Below are 19,579 nucleotides of genomic sequence, written 5' to 3'. Positions count from 1 at the left end.
CCGAAGAGAGTCCCCTTCATGATCAGGATGAGCTTGCTCGGATCGAAGTAAGTTTCATTCATTTGGCAGTTCCTCCTTGCAGAAGAACTGGTACCAAAATATGGCACCATTTGTCATGGATTTTTGAAACTATCCGAGCGAATGCCTCATATTTGCCACAACAGGCTTGCGCTGCAGAATGGCAGAGGCGGTATCGAGCGTTGCCCGTGCCCGCGCTTCGACGTACTCAATAAGGTCAGGCGTCGGGATAACGTTCTTTCGACGTCTGTCCTTGGGATCGTCTTCGAAGGCGACGAAGCCCAGTCGTTCCGCTTCGGCCACGTACTTCTTGCAGGTGTCCAGATGGTCTGCAGGAACCATCCGGCAGGCTTGCGAGCGTGACACCGTCTTTCCATCGAGGTGACGCAGGTAGATATTCATCAGGAGACGCTCGATAAACGCGTGCAGCCGCTGGTCGTCGACATTGTCATGGAGCTCGGTGATAAAATCGCTGAACGTGACGATGTTGTGCCTCACTGCATCCATGAGCTGGTCCCGGCTATAGTCATTGTTCATCCGAAAATCCTTCTCGCCGGTGGAATGGCATGGCGCTTTGGTACCATATAAGGGCACCAGTTATGGTATCATTACAGCGACACCCACAATTAATCGCAAAGTCGGCCACACAGGTCGTGATGCCGCCGAAACGCCGAAACGGTCATGTGTGATCTTTCGCGAAGTGCGTTATCTTATAACATTTAGGAAGATATTCCGCAAGAAGTTGACGTGGCAGCTGCCCCCGAAACTGAACCAGTCGCCGCAGGATCAGACACGCCTACTGGCGCACCAACGGTACTTCGTCTACCGGTTCAGGCGGTAGAAGCGCAATCACTTCGACGCCTGCTCGGGCGTGTTGGGCAAGTTCGTTGGCGCGACCTACCACCGCCAATTGTCCGGCATACATCGTACTGCCGCGGAGCTTCGTCAAAGTCTTCACCGACAACCTCCGACGGCATGGGGCGCACAGGTCATTGTGTTCCCGATCTGTTCGGCGCGCAAGGGACGGTGTATCGTTCGCACATGGAATCATCCATCTCCCGGTCCCGCAGAACCGAAACGTCGCCGCAGCGTCCGATAACGCTCGACAACCGCACCTGCGTCTATTGCGGAGACGTGCTTTCACCCAGCACCATTTCACGTGAGCATGTAATCGGGCGCCGCTTCGTCCCCAAAGGCAAGCTAAACGGCCAATGGAACCTGATCCTCAATGCCTGCCAAGGCTGCAACGCGCGCAAGGCCGATCTTGAGGACGACATTTCCGCGATCACTCTCCAGCCCGATGCCTGGGGCCGCTATGCCCATGATGACATAGGCGCGATTGAGGACGCGCGTCGCAAGGCGAATAATGCCGGTAGTCGTCGCACTCGGAAGGCGGTCAAGGATAGCGGCGAAGAGATGAAGTTGGACGGGATCCTCGGGCCTGGGGTGGACATCTCGTTTCGATTTTCCGGTCCGCCGCAGATCGATGACAATCGCGCGTTTGAACTGGCCCGCTTGCACCTAACGGCGTTCTTCTACATGCAGACCTATAACCGCGAGACCCGTCGTGGAGGGTACTGGCTTCACGGTTATCATCCAGTCGCGACGGCTACCCGCAGCGATTGGGGCAACGCACTGATGACCGCATTCATGCGTACGGTCGAGCCTTGGGATTGTCGCGTGCTTGCGATCTCCGCTGACGGGTTCTTCAAACTTATCACGCGCAAGCATCCGACCGCTGAAACATGGGCCTGGGCCTTGGAATGGAACCGCAACCGCCGCTTAATCGGCTTCTTCGGTGAACTTGAGCCCGCGCAGGCAATCTTCGACAGTCTCCCGAGGCTGACAGCGCACACGGTCTACCAAGCTCCCAATGAGTCCCTCTCCTATCGGACTGACGTCGCGCTGAAAGAGGATGAGGACACCCTGTTCCTGGTCTTCGATACAACCGAAATACCCGAGTAGCATACATCACTACGATGCCGCCCCGGGAACTGCCATGGACCGCCCCCCTTTGGAGGCGGTCTGCCGGGGGGGCTTCCTGCGGCAGTCGATGCCTATTGCAGCAAATCGCTCCGAAGCTCCCCGTACCCGCTCGTCGCCAGCCACCGCGCCCGCGCCAGATGCGATGCCCAGGCCCGGCGTGCCCGTTCTGGCTGGCGCTCTGGGTCGATGTTCAAGAGGGCTCGTGCCACCTTGCGCCAGTCGACGCCCTTGGCCTCCGCGAATAGCAGGACTGCGTAGGTAGGAAAGTGCGCCTCGTCGTAAGGCGTGACCTCGGCCAAGTCGGGCGCCTCACTATCGATCCACATTTCCTCGTCCGGTGGAGGCGCGTCGATGTAGCGGCCAATCGAGGCTAGGTGCGCCACGATCTGGTAACGCAGATGGTCGCGGCTGCCATAGCGCGCGTCGATGTCGGCGAGCTTCTTGTATAGCCCCCTGCGCTTGCCGCGCGGAACATCGGAATCGCCCATGGTGTAGCAAGCCGGCCCAACGGCGCAGATGTCGCAGCCGGTTGCGGCCACCTCCTGCACGAACGCCGGAATGTCCTCTTCTCGCATCCGCTTCATTTCAAAAGCCTCTTTGCATCACATGCCCTATCATAACGTTCCGGATTCTCAACCGTACCGTGCAACCCGGCAACAGGTGTCGTTGCGTTGCCGCTTTCGCAGCCTATCCGACAGGCTCTCCCTTCGGTTTGCGCGTGTCGATTTTGCGACGGTGACTTGGCCTTTACTAACCGGCCTTAGTCACGTCGAGAGCATGACCACCCAGATTGAACGCCACCCGGAGGTGGCGTTCCTTGTCATTCGGGCCTATGCCCGGATGACGCCCTGAACAAGGAATCGGCTACTTACACCTCCAACTCATTCCCTGGTAATGGATACTGTCATAGTGAATGGCTTGGGCCAAGCATGCGTTTTTCTGTTGGAGGCCGTCTGACCCACAAAACGGGATTGGAACTCCTGTCTCGCTGCCAAAAGCATTATATCCCTGCAAATTCCAGCAAACTTGGGGACCAAAAACTGGTGGAGGTGAGGGTGGCGTTGGCCGTGGCGCAGCCACGCGTGGAGAACACTGTTCAACCCCAGTGGAAGGAACGTAAAAAACGGCGCCTTCCATCTGCCACTGGCCTGTCGTCCGGAGCCCGTTATATTCGCTCTCCTTGGCGGTCAGGAAGTGTTCACCCGAGTTGGGATTGTAAGCCCGATAAACTGGGACAGTGTCAGCTGTTTTCACTGGCGAAACGTATCCGGTAATGCCCTCCAGCCGGTAAAAGCCAACACCTTCAGCATTGTCGCTTGTGGTATAAAAGTGTCGCTCCTGGCCATAATAGCGGTACAGCGGCACAAAACCTGAAACGCGCTCCGACTGTATATGAAAAAATAAGCTGTCATATTCCAAAGTGTATTGTCCGGACGATTGTACAGCTTTTGCCTCATCACAGCTAATTGTATAGAGATGGTCTGGTCCACGAAGTCTGAAGACAGTTATATCTCTGGCATAAGATGCGGCCGTAACGAAAATCAATGACAGAATTGCAATAAATACAGTGCGCATTTTTTACCTCATAAATTTGCGGAAGTTGCGATGAAATCTGATACACTCTGAAGTTCGGAGATCGCCATCTCCACTCAGCCTCTGCCCACCAGCGTAGGTCAACGAGCGTTGGCAGGGATCGTTAAGAACTAATACGTCGCAAGCATTAGACCGCTACTATTTTTTTGTCTTTTTATCGTATTCTCTCCCACGCTTTTCGCATTTTTTTCTCGCGGCTCCCTTATTGTTCTGATGCTTCGGGGGGTTTGACGATCAACTCAATAGCCTTAGAGCCGAACGCTTGTTTATCAGCGTCAATGGAGATCTAAATCCAAAACCCAGATATCAATGAAACGTGCAAAGTCGGCTCGATGAAAGTCGCGCACCTCTTCCCAACGGGACCTTACGATTCCAAAAGAGAATAGATCTTTGGCATCCTCCACAAATTCATAAAACTCGCCGATGATAACGCCGGTTTGGTGCTCGGCAAAAATGAGATAGCAGTGATTGATCAGGATGGTGCCGAGCCATCGGCGTCGTATCAAATCGGCGTCAGCGCCTCTTTTTGTCCCAAACAGCGCCCGGGACAGGTCTTCATCTTGCAATATGGCGAGAAAAAGCTCTCGATGGGAGCTAATAATCTGCGAGTTTGCTGCGCTTTTGATCTGCTTGGATTGATTGTCCAACTGTGTTTTTAGAATTTTTACAGTGCTGCGAGTCGATATCCACAATAGCAACGTTCCGAACGTATATATCACGGTCATCACGGCGGTAACGACGGCCGCCAAAGCTGACCAGCCTGTCGAATCAAGCAAGCTGAGTTTGGCTATGAGCTCCTTCAACGGAGCGTCGCCTGTATGGCAAATCTAGCCGGCGAGTTTCCCCGAGGATGCGGCGAGCAACCTTTCCGACAGGGCGAAAAATACCGGAACGAGGGCTTCATCGGCCTGCCTTACTCCCAAAAAGCGACCAAAAGAGTCGTAAAGCATCAGGAAAACAACGCTTCCATCAAACATCCAAAAATCAAGAAGAAAGGTTAGCCCAAGAGTTTGTGAAACAGAAAGCGCTTCTGTAGTTGTGCAGTATCGTACGTTTTCCCCCAACCTGATATTTTCGGGATATCCGCGCTCGACCTCAAATTTGAGGTAGTCAGTAATTTCATTGTAGCATCGAATACGGCTTAGTTTTGCACCGCGCCCCGCTGCGGACGCAATGACCGCGTGCCATTCAGAATTGAACCCTTGGGGCGCTGGCAGGCCTTCATGAAAGGCAACCAGGGCCTCAACCTCTTCTTCTACCTCGTATTTCGGCAGCAGCTCTAGTCGGAAAGCCGACTGTTTAAAACTCTCAAAATGCGCGCCGAAATCTTCAAGGCTTGAATCTCTGGTCTGCAAATACTGCTCATACGACATCATTGGGCAATACTATCATGAAAGAGGCAGAGGCATAGCCCCCGCCTGGATCATTTAAGGTTCTTGATATCATGTATGAGGTCTTGGCTAATACGAACCAATTGCTCACCGTCCGGCAGCGCTAAAGCCGCCTCTGCGCTCGCGTCGACGCTGTAACCTTGGATATAGTAGTGGCCCTCGTCCGACATATACAACGTTGGGCATTTTCCACTGCTGCAAGTTCTGCTGATGATTTTCAGCTTGATACGATTCCCGGCAAGTGTGTCCATGACCGACTCTCCCAATTGTCCACCACATCGAATTGGAGACCGACCGGATGACTTACAAGTAGGCGCAAGACAAAGATTCGTCGTGACTATCCAAAAGACGTCGGCGGTGTGGCGCCCTTCAAGCGCGAGCGGCGCCGGGCTGAGTCACGCCAGCCTTCCAAGGGTGGCGTGACCTAGGCCGAACTTACACGCAGATGCGGCCTACGCGTCGAGCGTCGCTGGCATAAGCTGATAACGGTTTGACTCCCTGGAAATGCCGGTCACGTTCGACCGGCAAGCCAAGGCGCCCTCGCACCGACGCGAGTTCGGTCAGGCTGACACTGCCGAGTTCCGGACAACCGAGCCCGAGGTCACAAAGACCAAAGGCGATATCCTGGTCATCCGGATCGATCTCGGTGAGAAGCCAGGTCGCGCCTGCGTCCGGCGTGAACAATTTGACGACGGGAATGAAGTCGATTTCGCCGTCGGTGCCGCGAAGGGATTGCTGCTGGCGACCATTCGCCAGCAGCTTCTCCCGCAGGTCTTGGGTCAGGATCTGCATGGCGGCCTCCTACTCGTCGGCCTTCGGGGCTCGCAGGACGATGCGTCCGTCGAGCGGCAGGGCGTCGAGGAGGAGCGTGCCGCCTTCGCCATCGTCGTGGGCGAAGAAGGAGCCGATGCGGGTCCAGAAGCCCTTCTGGCCGTCCTTGCCGTCCCGCACGGTGTAGGCGTGGTAGATCGGCATCTTGGGCTCGGACTTCGTTTCGGTGTTGCGTTTGGTATTCATGGTCTTTTCCTTTGGTTGATGGTTTCTGTCCCGGAGGACGGTTCCAAAGGAGACGGCGTAAAGGGCTGGCTTGTCCCCAACACGGGAGCGCAGCGAAGGAGCGGGCAGGAACGGGACAAGACGGCCGCGCCGGCTAGAAGAGAACAGTCATCAGCTCCGGGCAGACCATCGACGGAAACGCCAGAGGCCAATCGCACGACACCGGACGCGACGAGCCAAATTCGATAGCACGATCACGCTGCGGCGGCGGAGGCTGGAGGCCTGCCGGACGGGCCGCAGTCCTGGCTCCGTATGCACAGACTGCGTAGGCGGTCGCCACCGACCCGCTAAGCCTCGGCCCTCACAAGGGCCACCGCTTGCCGCGCCGAACGCAATACGGGATCCGGGCCAATGCCGTTGGCCAGGAACACGGAGAAGCGTGACGGGCATGGTTGGGCATGGAATGTCCGACGATGCGGGCGGCCGGCGGTCTGTCACTCGCCAATGCATTGGGGAGTGACAGACCGCCCCCAAACCCACGGTGGATGCCGGGTTCGCGCAAACGCCACCACATGACTCGCAAATGACGCCGCGCTTCGCTGATCATTTCCGGTGCAATGTGCTGGCCACAAACAGGCGACAGCGTCCACTATCCCGGCGGGCAAAAAACTGCCTGATCCATCTCAACCGACCTTTTCCCCAACCAAAGGAGAGCAGAATGACTGCTTATCGCATACGTGCGCCGCCGCGGCGGCCACACCTCCGGTTTCGACCTCTCGGTAACCGGATGCCCAACAGGGCAAACCATATCGGCCAGCCGCCCGGCTGGCTCGGGAGGCTCATACCGTAAGGAAATTACGCATTCCGGCCCTGCCGCGAATGACCTTCGCGGGGTGTCACGCTCTACGGACGTGCATCGGCCATCAACACTCAGCCAAAAACAAAAAGCGAGCAAGATGGACGATCTGACCATGGACCTGGTGCGGCTGTGCCAACGCAACCGGGACGGCTCTTATGGCACTCAAAACAACCGCCGGCGCGGCCTGTCCGCAATGGCCAACGACCTCGTGGACCTCGGCTACAAGCTGCCGTCCGCGACTTCCCTCAAACCCAAGCATGTCGACGCGCTTGTTGAACGATGGCTCGATACCGACACCTCGGATGCGAGTATTCGCAACCGCCTCACCTGGCTGCGCTGGTGGGCGGAGAAGGTCAACAAGCCCAACGTCGTCAACCGTGACAACGCCACGTACGGCGTCGCCGAACGTGGCGAGGTCACGCGCAATCGCGCGCAAACCCTCGACACGGCCAAGCTCGGCACCATCGAATGTCCCTATATCAAGGCCTCGATTCTCCTTCAGGTGGCGTTTGGCCTGCGGCGCGAGGAGGCCATGAAGTTCCAGCCGCAGGCGGCCATCCGCGCCGACCAGATCGCCTTGCAGGCGAGCTGGACGAAAGGGGGCCGGGCGCGGACCGTGCCCGTCACCACGCTGGAACAGCGGCAGGTCCTTGAACACGTTATGCGCCTTGTCCCCGGCGGCGGATCCCTGATCCCCGCGCAGATGACCTATGTCGAACACCTCAAGCGGTTCGAGTACCAGACGCTCAAGGCAGGGCTGCGCAACACCCACGGATTCCGCCACGCCTATGCCCAGCAACGCTATGCGGTGTTAACCGGCCAGTCCTGCCCGCTGGCAGGCGGCAAGCGCTGGGCTGACATGAGCGGAAACGAACGTGCCGCCGACCGCGCGGCGCGCCACCGGATTTCCGCCGAGCTGGGCCACGGCCGCCTGAAAATCACCGACACTTACCTCGGGAGTGCCTTCTGATGAAACGCGCGGAAGGCAATGTCCTCATGGCCACCAATACGAGGACGAAATACGCTGAAAGGCTCTTCAAGCCCGCGACGATCGCGGCCGCCATCGATGAGGCCGCCTTCCAGGGCCATCGCCGCTACCGTGTGGTGCAGGAGTTTCCATTCGACCTTTCTGATACGGAGGCCGCCAAGGCGCTTGAGAAATGGCTCGATTCCGAGCAGTTCGAATACGTCTGGCGTCCGACCCGTCTCGAACAGGATGATTTCCGCCCGTCCATCGTGGCGGAATACCCGGAACTTGAGATTTCCTGGTGAACGCTGGAGGCGAGGCAGTTATGAAAACTAGCAAATGAGGCGTACGCCTGAAGAGGCAAAGGGATGTTCATCCCCGTCTTTTGTTTTGGCTTCGGTTCAGGAGGCAGTGGGCGGCAGTGCAGGCGCACGGCTTTGGCGGTGTTCGCCGCAGTCGTGCACTAACTCACGCAACACGTCGGCCCGACGCGCTGCATTGAGCGGTTGACGTCAAATCGCCCTGACAAGATAGAACGGATAGCTACAACTGGTCTGAAAATATTGGATATTTCAGAGCCCTAACAAAAAATTTGCCTCGTCCCGGCTCTTTTTTCATTTCTCTGCAGAGCACTTGGACATGTTCGATTTTCGTTGCGGAGTAGGCCTTGGTCTCAAACTGCATAATGGCTCGATAAAGGTAGGCGCATATATCAACCGCCACGTATTCGTGGCTGAACGAAACGATAAATTCAGTCAGACCTTTATCGATTCTCTGCGTTTCCATCGCTACATTGATTGAGCTGCCTTGCACAATCACCGTGTCAAACTTCGAAAGGAGGTGGCAGAGTTCCCCTAAGAACTCTTGACTGGTAATTCGATGCATCGGCTCGCTGACGAGGTAGCGCTTCCTTTGCAAAAGCTCTGTCCAAATCGAATGGACGTAACCAAGCTCAGGCCCAACGATAAGGCGGACCCAGTATTTTCTCGGATGTTTTCCAGAGTTCTTTGAAACTCGCTTTCAAAAAACGAGTAGTCGAGCAGCCGTCGGAAAAATTCGTATCGAGTTTTCATATGCTCCGCACCCCTCAAGGGGCGCGGAACATATCAAAGTCTAATCATTTGTGTAGCCGGAAAAGCGTTTGACGCAGCGAAATCTTTTCATGCGTCGACAGTTTGGTGGTTGGAAGTTCCACATCAAGCCGCTTCAACGTGTCATCAAACGACAACGTCTGCTTGTTCTTGCTCTTATTCTGAGGGGAAACGGATTTTTCGATGGTGCCAGGTTGTGTTGCCACTAATCTATTCCTTCATTCGATCAATGGGCAAGACGATTGCTCGTCCTGCCATGACGCAGTGACGAGCTCGACATTCGCTCAATCCAATGATAGGACATAATTCCTAGCCCGTAAACTACTACCCGAATACAAATCCGCACCCTATTTATGCGAGGAATTGCCCGGTGGACAAGTTGGTCGCTGTCGCCGCTTAGCGTGAAACCCATGGCGCCGGAGCACACATAGTTGATTTAAACAACGGGATCAGAAGGCGAGTCTAGCCCATCCGTGTCTCACAGATCAGTGTTGCGCTGCTGGAGGCAGGCGATATCTAGGGTCTCGAGCGTTGGCCATTTCTCGCCGGTCGGACAATCACAAAGTACCTATGTCTTGAAACACCGGCATTCGGTCACGGCTCTTCCATGCCCACATCAAAAGCTCGGATCGACTATCGGTTGTCACGCAATACCCTGAACTGGAGATTTCCTGGTGAACGCCTGAGGCAAGGCACTTATGAAAAATGACAATGAGGCGTACGCCTGAAGAGGCAAAGGGATGTTCATCCCACCTCTTTTGTTTCTTGCCTCCGCTTCCGGAGGCCTCTGGCACAGCAGTTCTGCTGTGTGACTGAAAGGCGGGCATCCCGGCCCGCCAGCTTTCCACTCCGGCCCTCACAGCAATCTCTTCACCAATCCGCGAGCGAACCGTCTGGAAAATTCATCTCGCCGCGCCAAAGGGGTTTATGCCAGCTGTTTCTTAGTGTTACATGGTCCGGTCTTGCGGGGGCTGGGGCATGCCGGACTGGTTCAAGGATTTCGATCCCTTGAAGGGAATGGAGCCGTTCGGATCGTCCGGCAAAGGGGCGACAGACGGCCTGTCCACCGGGATCAAGATCGGCAGCGCCATCACCAACATGTTCGCCCAGCGGCGGGCGCGCAAACGGATCGAAAACGAGCAGCGCGAGGAGGAACGGCGCGGCGACGAGGCCATCGCCAACCCGCCGCCGCTGCATGGTTCGGCGCGCTGGGCCGATGCCTCCGATCTCCTGAAAGCCGACCTGCTGCACCCGACGGCGAAATTCGAGAGCCCTTCTTCCATTTTGATCGGGGCCTTCGAGGACCCCGCCCTCGGCGGCGCCGTCGCCGGCCAGATTCACTGGGACGGCGAAGGGCACCTCCTCACCGTGGCGCCGACACGCTCCGGCAAATCGACGACGACGATCATCCCGAACCTGGTCCGCTACAAGGGGTCATGCGTCGTGCTTGACCCCAAGGGCGAGCTCTACGCCCAAACGGCGGCCTGGCGCCGGCAGAACGTCGGGCCGGTTTACCGGATCGCACCGTTCCAGCCTGAAACCGACGCCTACAACCCGCTCGACGGCGTGGCCTCGTTTTCCGATGCGCAGGCGCTTGCCGACCTGATTATGCCGCCGGATCCGAACGCGCCGGACTTCTTCCGCAAGGATGCCATCGCCATCCTGACCGCCATCATCATGTTCGTCACCGAGGCAGCGCCGCCGGGCCATCGCAGCATGGCCGAGGTGCGGCGCATCACCGCCGCGCCGCTCGACCTCTTCACCGAGGCGATCAGGACCATGGCCGGCTCGCGCAACAATGCCATCGCGAATGCCGCCAACATTGTCCTTGGCAAGGATCGCAGCAAGTCCATTCCGAATCTCCGTGACACCATCAACACCGAGTTCGCCCTGTGGGACGACCCGGGACTCCACCGCGCGACCTCGGTGGCTTCATTTGATTTCCGTTCGCTGAAGGATGCACCGGCGACCGTCTACATCACCGTGCCGTTCCACAAGATGTCCGCGTATGCCGCGTTCCTGAAGATCACGCTCACCACCGCCCTGGACGCGATGCTCCAGAACGAAACCGTCCCCGACATCCCGGTCCTCTTCATCCTTGATGAGTTCCTGAGCCTGGGGCCGTTCCCGCGCTTCCGCGACGCCATCCGCACCCATGCCGGCGCGGGCGTCCGCCTCTGGTTCTTCCTCCAGAACGTGCCCACGCTGGAAGAACATTACCCCGCCGGCTGGAAGACGTTCTTCAATACCTCGGTGAAGACGTTCTTCGGCACCGACGAACACTTCACCGCCTCGATGATCTCGGATTTCCTCGGCGACCAGACGCGCGGCTACCGCACGGCAGGGACCAGCAACAGCGCCTCGACCGGCCCGGTCTTCAGCGGCAATGGCGCAGGCACCGGCTCGGTCAATCACGGCATTGCCTATTCCGGCCGTCCCCTGCTGACGCCGGACGAAGTGACGGAACTGCTCAGTGGCTCCGCCGCGGACCAGACCCGCATCGGCCTGGTCTTTGCGCGGGGCGTCCGCCCGATCCGGGCCAATCTCGTGCCCTGGTATCTGGGGCAAGCCTGCCGTGAGCGCGTCATTCCACCAGCCAATCGCAGAACGTGAGGAGCGGTATGACCCTTGGTACTTTCCTGGACGACGTTAAGCCCCTGGCTGCCAGATATTTGACGGCCACGGCGCTGCGGCTCGGCTGGTACGCGATCAACAGCGGCCTTGGGCTTTACCCGAGCGTTGTTCTGCCGCTGCCACCCCACCTTGATTGGCCAGGCCTGTTCGTGCTGGTCGACCTGGGGCTTACGATCTGGCAGGTGGTGCTCCTCGTGAAAGTCGTGAAAGCCGCCTTGATCCGCTATCAACCGGATACCGCCGCAATGCTCCACCTGACGACCGCGCCGGGTGAAACCCAGGAACGTGACCTGACCTCCTTAAGCCGGACCGTCGTCAGCACCCCGCTCGTGCTGGCGGGTACTGTGCTGTTTACCTGCGTCTTCATTCAATGGTTGATCATGGGCGGCCCGCTCGGTGTGCCCTTCGTGTTGATGCCGCTGGACAGCCCGGGATGGGTGATCGGCGGACTCTTGGCGGTTGCCGGCCTCGTCTACGGCAACAGGTTTACCGCCCGGGCCAAGGCCAGGGTCGGCAATTCGTTCGGGGTTGAGTACCTCCAGGCCAATCACCCGCTTGCGCAGCGTGTCGCCGGACATGCCGCGACGCTTGGCATCAAGCCGCCGGCCGTCGGCGTGGTGAATGTCACCAACGCCTTCGCCATGGGAACCCGTAAAGACGCGGCGGTCGTGATTGGCAAGCCCCTGTTGAACCTGCTGTCGCCGCAGGAGCTGGACGCGGTGATTGGCCACGAACTCGGGCACGTGGTCTACAACGACGTGGAACGGATGCAATTCGCGGAAGGGTTCCAGACCATGATGGGTCACGTGGCGAATTTCGGCACGGTCATCGCGACGACAGTGGTGGCGCAGGCCACCAAAGACAAGCGCTACGGGCGCGATGTGACGGAGGTGACCGGCGCCATGGGCACGGCGGCCCGGCACACGCTTTTTGCCGGGTCCGAGCTTATGGTGAAGGGGTTGTCGCGCGCCCGTGAGTTCAAGGCCGATGCCATCGGTGCCAGCATTGCTTCACCGGAGGCGATGATTGGCGCCCTCGAGCGGGTCCATGGCATACCGGCCAAGCCGACCGGGGTCGAAAACAAATACGGCTACCTGATGTTTCGCGGCGGCAAAATGGGGGCTTTGTTCAGTACCCACCCGACGCTCAAACGCCGCACCGATGCCCTTCGCAGCGGCGCCCACCTGAAAATGCTTCCCGGGAAAAGGGCCGCCTGATCCTTGCAGGCTTAGCGGTCTCGCCGCCATTCCGGGCTTAAGTCCCGCTCTTCCTCATGGCCACCGGAAGCAGTTGCGCCGGGTGACCGCTTGACCCACCATGGATCGGCGTCGGCCTGGATCTGACGTTGCATGCCATCGAAATGCGCCGGGTTAACAGCGCGCATCTCCTCCAGCTGGTCGCGGAGCCCACGGTACTCCTGAAACAACGCCGGAAGCCGCAAGCTGGCGTCGATGGCCTGCTCCTTCCGGGTCTCGTCCCGGGGCATCTCGCCGAGCGAGAAGAGATGGTTTTTCAGGATTTCGTACGAATGGGCGTCGTTCAACGCGAACTTGGTCCACTCGCCATAAGCGACATCGGGCTGCTCAAAGCAGCGCCCGAAGAGATCGGCAAACTGGCGGTTGACCTGAACCATCCGCGTGGTCAGTTTCTGCATGTCTGCTTCCGGGTCGATAGAAAAATCCCTCGCCATCGCGATATCCTTTGACAGACCGTAGGAATAATGTCCTATTTTTCCTATGCGGCCCTATTGGATCAGAAGGTTAGACTACGAACTTGCATTAGCAAAGCGGCGCCGCTGGCGCGATTGGCCAACGTGGTTGTGGTTTCACCTGGTGAAACGACATTACTATGCCTACCTGCTGTACCGTCGCCGCAAGCTCGGAACCTGTCGGGAAGGGTTGCCACCCGGCGCTACCGCGACCCGCGTACGACGCACCATGCTCGCGGAGGCGCTGCCTCCCAGGCATATTCCAAAAGATTCACTGCAGTAGCGTTCGACACATCCCGGCCGAGACGCCAGTCAGCGGGTCCGCCACCAGGCCTCGCGGTCCCGTTCAGGTGCGTCAGGTTCGCTTTCTGGTTGCCTTTGGTGTTCGGCATTGATCCACCACGCCCTGTCGTTCTCCGCAGTGAGTTCCTGGGCGTTCGGGAGCGGATAACGGTCAGCCGGTTGCTCGACCTCGGCAATCATCCTGTCCTGCGCCGCCTCCAGCTCGTGCGAGGGTATCAGGTCACCTTCGGGGCTTCGGACAGGCCGATCGCGCCCGGCAACCGGATCGCCCTGCTCGTGATCGCGCGACTGCCAATAGAGCCAGAATTCGTCGCGTTCGCGCTCACTCATGTCCGGCGCCGGCTCGCGGCTTTCAGGCGGCCAGTCCCGTCTCAGGGACAGGTGGGGATACAATTCGGCAAGCGGGTTCGGCATTCTCAGCTCCTGTCGGACCGTGGCAACACGTTCTGCATCAATCTGCGCCCGGCGTGCCCGTCGCGCCTGGCGATCGGCACCCACGTGCTGGCCCGCGCGCTGCGCCGAACCGATCGCGGCATGGCTGCGAGCATCGATGCGGGTATCGAGGCCGGCGCTGGCGAAGCTGGCATTGGCAATCTTGGCCCACATGGTACGCGCGTCGGTGACGAAGCGAACCCCGTCGGCCTCACGGAGCTTTCCGGCGAAACCTCCCGCCGTGATCCGACGTGTTGTCAGCAGCAGGTGGGCATGCGGATTGGTGTTCCTGCCGTCCTCGTGAATCGCCAAGTCCACGATATAACCTTGGCGCGTGTACGCATCCGCCATGGCGCCAGTCAGCTCCAGCCAAATCGCCGGCGCGACTTCACGCGGCAGCGCAAATTCGATTTCCTTGGCAAGCCGCGCGTCCTTGCGCTTCTCGGCGGCTTCGACGGCATTCCAAAGCTTGGCCCGCTCGCCCATCCAGACAGGAGCTCCAGCCGGCATCCGGATCTCGGCGTGAACAACGTCGCGCCGGCCGCCAAACGCACTCTCGCGTTCTTCCGCGTCGTTCGGCAGCGTTTCGCCGGCCCGATAGGCGGCGGCAGCGACAACCGAACGGCCGTCACCGCGGCTGATGTTTTTGACGTGCAGATGAAAGATCGCCATTCGTCACCCGTCCATCCGCACTTTGTCGGGCCCCGGCGCACAGTCAAGTTGAAACGCGGTTCTCGATGCTGAGCGGGGTTCCAAGGGGCTTGCCCCTGGCGCACTTGCCGGTTTTCTCCGGGCCGCCCCCCGCGCCCGGTCAGAAAACCGAGCAACGCATCGCTTCTCTGGCTCAATGCGTACACATTGGGCGATGCGTAAGTGCGCTGTACGCATTGCTAAAAGCTCCCGGAAAACTTTCAAGCCTGCCCGGTCAAAGGAGGCACCTCAACTCTCAATCTGCTCCACCGTCTCGGGCTTGGCCCGCTGCGCAGGCTTGGGCTTGCGCACGTTGATGGCCGCCGCATCGAGGCGGTTTTTGAGGTGCACGGCATAGTGCTTCTCGATCATCTCGACGCTTGTCCGGCAGTTCTTGGCGATCTGGTAGATGTCGGCGCCCTCAAGCAATCGGAAACTGATGTAGCTGTGGCGGAGCGAGTACAGCGTCCGCCGATTGCCCTCGCGGTCGGATTTGAGGCCGAGCTTATCGAGGATGCCGTTGAACTGCTTCTTGTGGTCGACCGGAAAGACCCGGTCGGTGGGCTTCGGCTTGTTGCGGGCCACCATTCGCTGGAAGGGAAAAACAGCACCGGACGTACTTTTGCAGTACCCTACCCCGCGCTTGCCGCGCACCTGGATTTCCAGGATCTTTTGGCCGCTCGCCTCGTCCTTGACGACCTCGACGTCCCGATATTCGAGCCAGGTGGCTTCGTCCGGCCGGAGGCCCGTATTGGTCAGGAAAAGGATCTTGTCGTGGAGCTGCTCGGCCAGCCAGACCCGGTGGGCCTTCTCGCCCTTCTTGGCTTTGTGGCTGGCGTCCCGCCTCTCCTGCGCGTGGGCCCGCGTCGCTTGGTACAGCTGTTTGTATTCCTCTGGCGTAAACCAGGCGCGGTGCACGACCTTCGCTGACTTTTTGTAGGGCTGGGAGATATCCGGCAGATGCGTCAGCCATCGATGCCGGACGGCCGCTTTCAGGACCAGGCGCAAGGTCACGGTTTCGTGGTGCAGCGTACTGCGTGAGGGGAGCTTCTTACCCTCCTCCGGCGTCAGCCGGGAAATACGGTACTCCTGCACCGTGCCCGCGTTGATGGTCGAAAGCCCCATCTTACCAAAGTACGGCACCAGATAGGTGCGAACCCGTCGATAGTGGTCCTTGACCCAACGGGCGTTTCGCTCCCCGTTTGTCAGCACCTCGTATTCCGTGATGAACTGGTCGGCGGCATCCTTGAAGGTCTTTTCGGCTAACAGTTCGCCGCGCCGGCCTTTGTCCTTCAGGCCGAAGTACCAGTCCTCGGCCCAGTCCTTGGCCCTTGCCAGGCTTTCTTCCTTGGTGCTGACCCGCCAGTTTTTGCCTTTGAGGAACGTCGAACAATGCCAAATCGGGCTGTCGTTGCGCCGATAGACGTGAACTTTCCCTTCCAGAATCGTGTGCTTTTCCGCCATCGCCAGACACTCCCTGCGCGCGTGCAAGTTTGTGAAAGAGATGTGTAAGGCTACTTTCGGCGTCCTCGCCAAGCAAGGCGATTTATAAGTGCCTGATTTCCCTGAGGAAATGGCACGGGCAGCAGGGCTCGAACCTACGACCTGCGGTTTTGGAGACCGCCGCTCTACCAACTGAGCTATGCCCGTATGCGCATGTCGGCGCAGCAGGCGCTTCCTAAAAGCTTCCGCGCGCTCTGTAAAGAGCGACGTGCGCTACCCGGCCTTCATCTTCGAAAGTCCAGGCGTCCTCCCGGCCATTTCCCGTCGATCCTTTGATTGCTGACGATCAAGCCGACCCAGGGACGCACGATTTCCGGGTCGGTCAGATTGATGTATTTTCCCGCCAGCCCTTTCGCACCCTGGCGCCGGGCATCGATGAGCCCCTTGCGCACGCCATTATGCCAATCGAACAGCAGGTAAACCCTCTCTCCCGCCGTCTTCACCTCGCCCCGGCCAGACTTCCATTTATCCTTGCTGTCGCCTGGAATCGTGGGATCGGCACCGCCGTTCCAACGGCTGGACCAGCTGCCTTCGATGGTGTCGTTGCGGTCGCGGTCGCTTTCGGTGCCCCAGGCCTCGGCATTTTCATCGCTTGGAGTTCCCTCCAGTTTCACGCCGGCGGCGAACGCCGACACCTCCTCGTCGTCGGGAGTGGGGACGTCCATGAAGCCAAACGGATTTCGGATTCCGCGGTTGCTGTCAGAATTTGCTTTGCTGTCCGATCCCATCGCAGGCCTCCGGTTTTTCAGCACGGCCCCCCGCCAGCCACGGCGGCCTCAAACCGTTCCAGCCTGGCGGACCGAACCATTCACCGCCACCCATTTCCCGCAAATCGGGTCCTGGCGGCAGGGTTTTCGACCGATTCGCGCCCCGGTCAGTCTCCCGAAGGCGCCTTGTAGGGGCCGCCCGGCACCCCCCAACCCCAGGCCGGCATTGGTTCGCTCTCGGGATCGCAGGTCGGGCCCTTGTTGGAATTCATCCTGGCCAGCCGCGATCCCCATTCGACATAGGCCATAAAGGCCGAGCGGAATTCGGGATCGTCAGGCAACCCGATCTCGTCGGCGGCGTCGGCGAGAAGGTTGATCCAGCGCCGGCGCTGCTCCTCGGTCAGATGCTTGCCGAGATGGTGCATCACCATCTCGCGATGGCCGCCGTGCTTTTCGCTGTAGGTTTTCGGTCCACCAAAAACTTCGCCGATGAAAGCCGCGACGTGAGCGGGATGATCCGGCGACATATGCTTGAACACCGGCCCGACGATGGGGTCCCGAGAGACGTTGTCGTAGAAGGTTTGGGTCAGGCGGTTCAGCGCTTCGGAGCCACCGGCCCATTCAAACAATGTCGGGACATCCTGGCTCATTCGCGATCCCTCCCATGCTGGACTTCAACCGCGCTGGACGATAGCGGAAACATCGAGCGCCGCTCAACCTGCCTCGATGGGCAGTCGGCCATCATGCCCGCGTTACGATTTGACCGGCGTGCTGGCCTGAGCCTTGGCGCCCGAGGCTTCGCGGCAGTTTTCCGGCCGTGGCTCCGATCTGCAGATGCCTGGGCCTGTCAATTCGTCTGCCGATTGATGCCCGGTTGTCAGCCCGTATTTCAGCATCCTGTCGAGTTCGAGCTGCCGTTCGACTGAATACAGCTGAATTGCGGTAAACAGACCGGGGCCGATGGCCATGTCCTCGAGATAGGCCTTGACCTTTTGCTCCTGCCCTACCGAATGCACGCTCAACTGTGCACGCGGGCCGACCAGGCGTTTGACACCGCCGGCGAGCATGATCGGACAGGCCGAGCCGCAACCGCCGCCGGCATCGACCGTCAGCCCATTGTAGACGCCGTCTTCGGCCGTGCAGTCGGCCTGCCGCGGCTCGCAGCCAATGAAATCCGTCCGGGCCACGGCGACGTCGAGCTTGCGTTCGCGGATCAGCCTTCCGGCCGCCAAAGCACCGAGCACATCACCACCCGGCGAGTTGATAACGATGGGCAGGCGCCGGTCGCCGACGCTGTCAAGCAGTTGGCGCAATTTTTCGGGCGTGTCAGCGGTAATTGCGCCTTCGGCCGAGATCCATTCCGGGCAGTTGGGATTGCAGAGCGGGTTGCTGCCGCGGACCAGGACGAAGCGCATGTCAGCGACCTCCTTCGGCCGCGGGGTTTCGAGCCCTGCGGGTGCAGGCTCGGCTTTCGCCACCACTTCGCGGGCCGGCTTCGTGATATTCGCCGGCGCCGGCACCTCCCTGCAACTCGCCGGCAACGGATCGGACGTGCATAGGGTTGGCGCGGTCAGCAGGTCGACGGCATCCCGGCTGGTGACGAGATTCATTTGCAGCATGTCGTAGGGAGCCAATTGCTGGATACCGCTGGCCGGTGTGCTTTTCATGGTCTCGAGCACACCCAGGCCGACGCCCATCTCCTTCAGATAGGCCGCCAGCTTCCGCTCCAGCGGCTTGTTCATCTCATAGGTCTTGTAGCTGCCGGCGTTCTTCCGGCTGACGACCCTGGTGCTGAGTATCTTCTTCTTGCCTTTCACCATGCGATAAGTGGTGCGGTACAGCAATTTCGTCCGGATATAGGTCGTGGTGATCTGATGGACGCCGAGAAAGGCCCATTCCCCGACCACGCGCCGGATGCCACCGGAAAACATCAACGGACAGGCGGAATTGCAGATGGCGCCATCGGCATAAGCATTGCCAAAATAACGGGCGCCCTTGCCGTCGTTTTCCTTGCAGTTCTTCACATCTGGCAGACAGCCGACGAAGCGGGTTTTGCCAACGGCGATATCGAGCTTGTTCTTGCGGATCAGGCGACCAAGTGTCAGCGCCGCTTCGACATTGCCGCCGGGGGAATCGACGACGATCGGCAGCTTTCGGCCGCCAAGCGCTTTCAGCGCGCGTTTGAACAGGGCCGGCGTGCCGGCTTCTATCGAGCCTTCCGCCGATATCCATTCCGGACAGGTCGGCTCGCAGCCCGGCGCGCTGCTGCGGACGACGACGAACCGCATCGTCGGGCCGAAATCCGGCGCGGATTTTTCCGGCGTGGATTTCTTTGCATCCGCTGCGAAGGCAGCGTGGCCCATGGCAAGCAACGACACCAGGCAGATCAGCCCTAGCGACCACCATGCCTGACTATGCAAACGGCGCCATGGAACCATTCGGGCAGCCCCCCTCGATGCAACCTATACTAGTTATGGCAGAGGCGCTTGCAACAGGATTTGAAGCAATGCGGTTAATCCATTGCCAGAATATCAGAATCAAAAGGGCGGCCCGAAGACCGCCCCTTTGCATCCGATCTCAACCGGCAGCGCCGGCGACTACTCTTTGATGGTGACGACGATGCCGGCACCGACGGTGCGGCCGCCTTCACGGATGGCGAAGCGCAGCTTCTCTTCCATGGCGATCGGCACGATCAGCTCGA

General features: G+C 59.3%; 22 protein-coding genes and 1 tRNA gene. 5 read left to right on the top strand and 18 right to left on the bottom strand.

Annotated features, from left to right (window positions below):
• Positions 1-129 precede the first annotated feature (129 nt).
• Positions 130-555 (bottom strand): hypothetical protein, encoded by a 426-nt coding sequence (locus NKI29_RS29525; RefSeq protein WP_352798248.1) that lies wholly within the window; start codon positions 553-555, stop codon positions 130-132.
• Positions 556-1,059: 504 nt separating this feature from the next.
• Between NKI29_RS29525 and NKI29_RS29520 the strand changes: the two genes are divergently transcribed.
• The gene (locus tag NKI29_RS29520) at positions 1,060-1,983 is read left to right on the top strand and encodes an HNH endonuclease (protein ID WP_352798247.1); all 924 of its coding nucleotides are present in this window, start codon (positions 1,060-1,062) and stop codon (positions 1,981-1,983) included.
• A 92-nt stretch (positions 1,984-2,075) separates the two neighbouring features.
• Here NKI29_RS29520 and NKI29_RS29515 read toward each other — a convergent pair whose 3' ends face one another.
• From NKI29_RS29515 to NKI29_RS29485, 7 genes are all read right to left on the bottom strand, one after another.
• A complete protein-coding gene (locus NKI29_RS29515; protein WP_352798245.1) occupies positions 2,076-2,588 on the bottom strand; it encodes a Y4lK-related protein in 513 nt (170 codons plus the stop codon).
• 280 nt (positions 2,589-2,868) lie between these two features.
• The gene (locus tag NKI29_RS29510; protein ID WP_352798244.1) at positions 2,869-3,579 is read right to left on the bottom strand and encodes a hypothetical protein; all 711 of its coding nucleotides are present in this window, start codon (positions 3,577-3,579) and stop codon (positions 2,869-2,871) included.
• Between the two features lie 293 nt (positions 3,580-3,872).
• On the bottom strand, positions 3,873-4,400 hold the full coding sequence (locus NKI29_RS29505) for a hypothetical protein (RefSeq protein WP_352798243.1): 528 nt from the start codon (positions 4,398-4,400) through the stop codon (positions 3,873-3,875).
• A 24-nt stretch (positions 4,401-4,424) separates the two neighbouring features.
• On the bottom strand, positions 4,425-4,952 hold the full coding sequence (locus tag NKI29_RS29500; RefSeq protein WP_352798241.1) for a DUF6879 family protein: 528 nt from the start codon (positions 4,950-4,952) through the stop codon (positions 4,425-4,427).
• Between the two features lie 68 nt (positions 4,953-5,020).
• A complete protein-coding gene (locus NKI29_RS29495) occupies positions 5,021-5,239 on the bottom strand; it encodes a hypothetical protein (protein WP_352798240.1) in 219 nt (72 codons plus the stop codon).
• Between the two features lie 184 nt (positions 5,240-5,423).
• Positions 5,424-5,780, bottom strand: a complete 357-nt coding sequence (locus NKI29_RS29490) for a DUF2958 domain-containing protein (RefSeq protein ID WP_352798239.1) — start codon at positions 5,778-5,780, stop codon at positions 5,424-5,426.
• 9 nt (positions 5,781-5,789) lie between these two features.
• A complete protein-coding gene (locus NKI29_RS29485; protein WP_352700717.1) occupies positions 5,790-6,005 on the bottom strand; it encodes a hypothetical protein in 216 nt (71 codons plus the stop codon).
• A 935-nt stretch (positions 6,006-6,940) separates the two neighbouring features.
• Here NKI29_RS29485 and NKI29_RS29480 point away from each other — a divergent pair.
• Positions 6,941-7,813 (top strand): phage integrase N-terminal domain-containing protein, encoded by an 873-nt coding sequence (locus NKI29_RS29480; RefSeq protein WP_352798238.1) that lies wholly within the window; start codon positions 6,941-6,943, stop codon positions 7,811-7,813.
• A complete protein-coding gene (locus NKI29_RS29475) occupies positions 7,813-8,115 on the top strand; it encodes a type 2 periplasmic-binding domain-containing protein (RefSeq protein WP_023721642.1) in 303 nt (100 codons plus the stop codon). The genes NKI29_RS29480 and NKI29_RS29475 overlap by 1 nt, the downstream gene beginning before the upstream one ends.
• Positions 8,116-8,353: 238 nt before the next feature.
• On the opposite strand, the gene NKI29_RS29470 is transcribed toward NKI29_RS29475, so the two are convergent.
• Both NKI29_RS29470 and NKI29_RS29465 read right to left on the bottom strand, forming a co-directional pair.
• The gene (locus NKI29_RS29470) at positions 8,354-8,728 is read right to left on the bottom strand and encodes a hypothetical protein (RefSeq protein WP_352798237.1); all 375 of its coding nucleotides are present in this window, start codon (positions 8,726-8,728) and stop codon (positions 8,354-8,356) included.
• Between the two features lie 199 nt (positions 8,729-8,927).
• Complete coding sequence (locus NKI29_RS29465) at positions 8,928-9,107, bottom strand: hypothetical protein (protein WP_023721640.1); 180 nt, start codon at positions 9,105-9,107, stop codon at positions 8,928-8,930.
• Between the two features lie 892 nt (positions 9,108-9,999).
• Here NKI29_RS29465 and NKI29_RS29460 point away from each other — a divergent pair.
• Both NKI29_RS29460 and NKI29_RS29455 read left to right on the top strand, forming a co-directional pair.
• Entirely contained in the window at positions 10,000-11,514 is a 1,515-nt protein-coding gene (locus NKI29_RS29460) for a type IV secretory system conjugative DNA transfer family protein (RefSeq protein ID WP_352798235.1), read from the top strand.
• Between the two features lie 8 nt (positions 11,515-11,522).
• Positions 11,523-12,752: a M48 family metalloprotease gene (locus tag NKI29_RS29455; RefSeq protein ID WP_352798234.1), complete on the top strand. Its 1,230-nt coding sequence runs from the start codon at positions 11,523-11,525 to the stop codon at positions 12,750-12,752.
• A gap of 11 nt (positions 12,753-12,763) precedes the next feature.
• Here NKI29_RS29455 and NKI29_RS29450 read toward each other — a convergent pair whose 3' ends face one another.
• The 8 genes from NKI29_RS29450 to NKI29_RS29415 all read right to left on the bottom strand — a co-directional run.
• Positions 12,764-13,225: a hypothetical protein gene (locus tag NKI29_RS29450; RefSeq protein ID WP_352798232.1), complete on the bottom strand. Its 462-nt coding sequence runs from the start codon at positions 13,223-13,225 to the stop codon at positions 12,764-12,766.
• Between the two features lie 330 nt (positions 13,226-13,555).
• Positions 13,556-14,650, bottom strand: a complete 1,095-nt coding sequence (locus NKI29_RS29445; RefSeq protein WP_352798230.1) for a MobA/MobL family protein — start codon at positions 14,648-14,650, stop codon at positions 13,556-13,558.
• A gap of 267 nt (positions 14,651-14,917) precedes the next feature.
• The gene (locus NKI29_RS29440; protein WP_352578739.1) at positions 14,918-16,132 is read right to left on the bottom strand and encodes a site-specific integrase; all 1,215 of its coding nucleotides are present in this window, start codon (positions 16,130-16,132) and stop codon (positions 14,918-14,920) included.
• 110 nt (positions 16,133-16,242) lie between these two features.
• Positions 16,243-16,318 (bottom strand) — tRNA-Trp (locus tag NKI29_RS29435).
• A gap of 77 nt (positions 16,319-16,395) precedes the next feature.
• Entirely contained in the window at positions 16,396-16,899 is a 504-nt protein-coding gene (locus NKI29_RS29430; protein WP_352700724.1) for a hypothetical protein, read from the bottom strand.
• Positions 16,900-17,045: 146 nt separating this feature from the next.
• Entirely contained in the window at positions 17,046-17,528 is a 483-nt protein-coding gene (locus tag NKI29_RS29425; RefSeq protein ID WP_352700725.1) for a group II truncated hemoglobin, read from the bottom strand.
• Between the two features lie 102 nt (positions 17,529-17,630).
• Positions 17,631-19,316 (bottom strand): COG3904 family protein, encoded by a 1,686-nt coding sequence (locus tag NKI29_RS29420; RefSeq protein ID WP_352700726.1) that lies wholly within the window; start codon positions 19,314-19,316, stop codon positions 17,631-17,633.
• A gap of 159 nt (positions 19,317-19,475) precedes the next feature.
• A partial coding sequence (locus tag NKI29_RS29415; RefSeq protein ID WP_152536282.1) for an EF-Tu C-terminal domain-related protein occupies positions 19,476-19,579 on the bottom strand: 104 nt, incomplete at its 5' end.

The sequence above is a fragment of the Mesorhizobium sp. M0678 genome, assembly GCF_040320505.1.
Classification (GTDB): domain Bacteria; phylum Pseudomonadota; class Alphaproteobacteria; order Rhizobiales; family Rhizobiaceae; genus Mesorhizobium.
The sequence above is the reverse complement of the archived record's forward strand: the minus strand, read 5'-3'. Positions and strand labels throughout refer to the sequence as shown.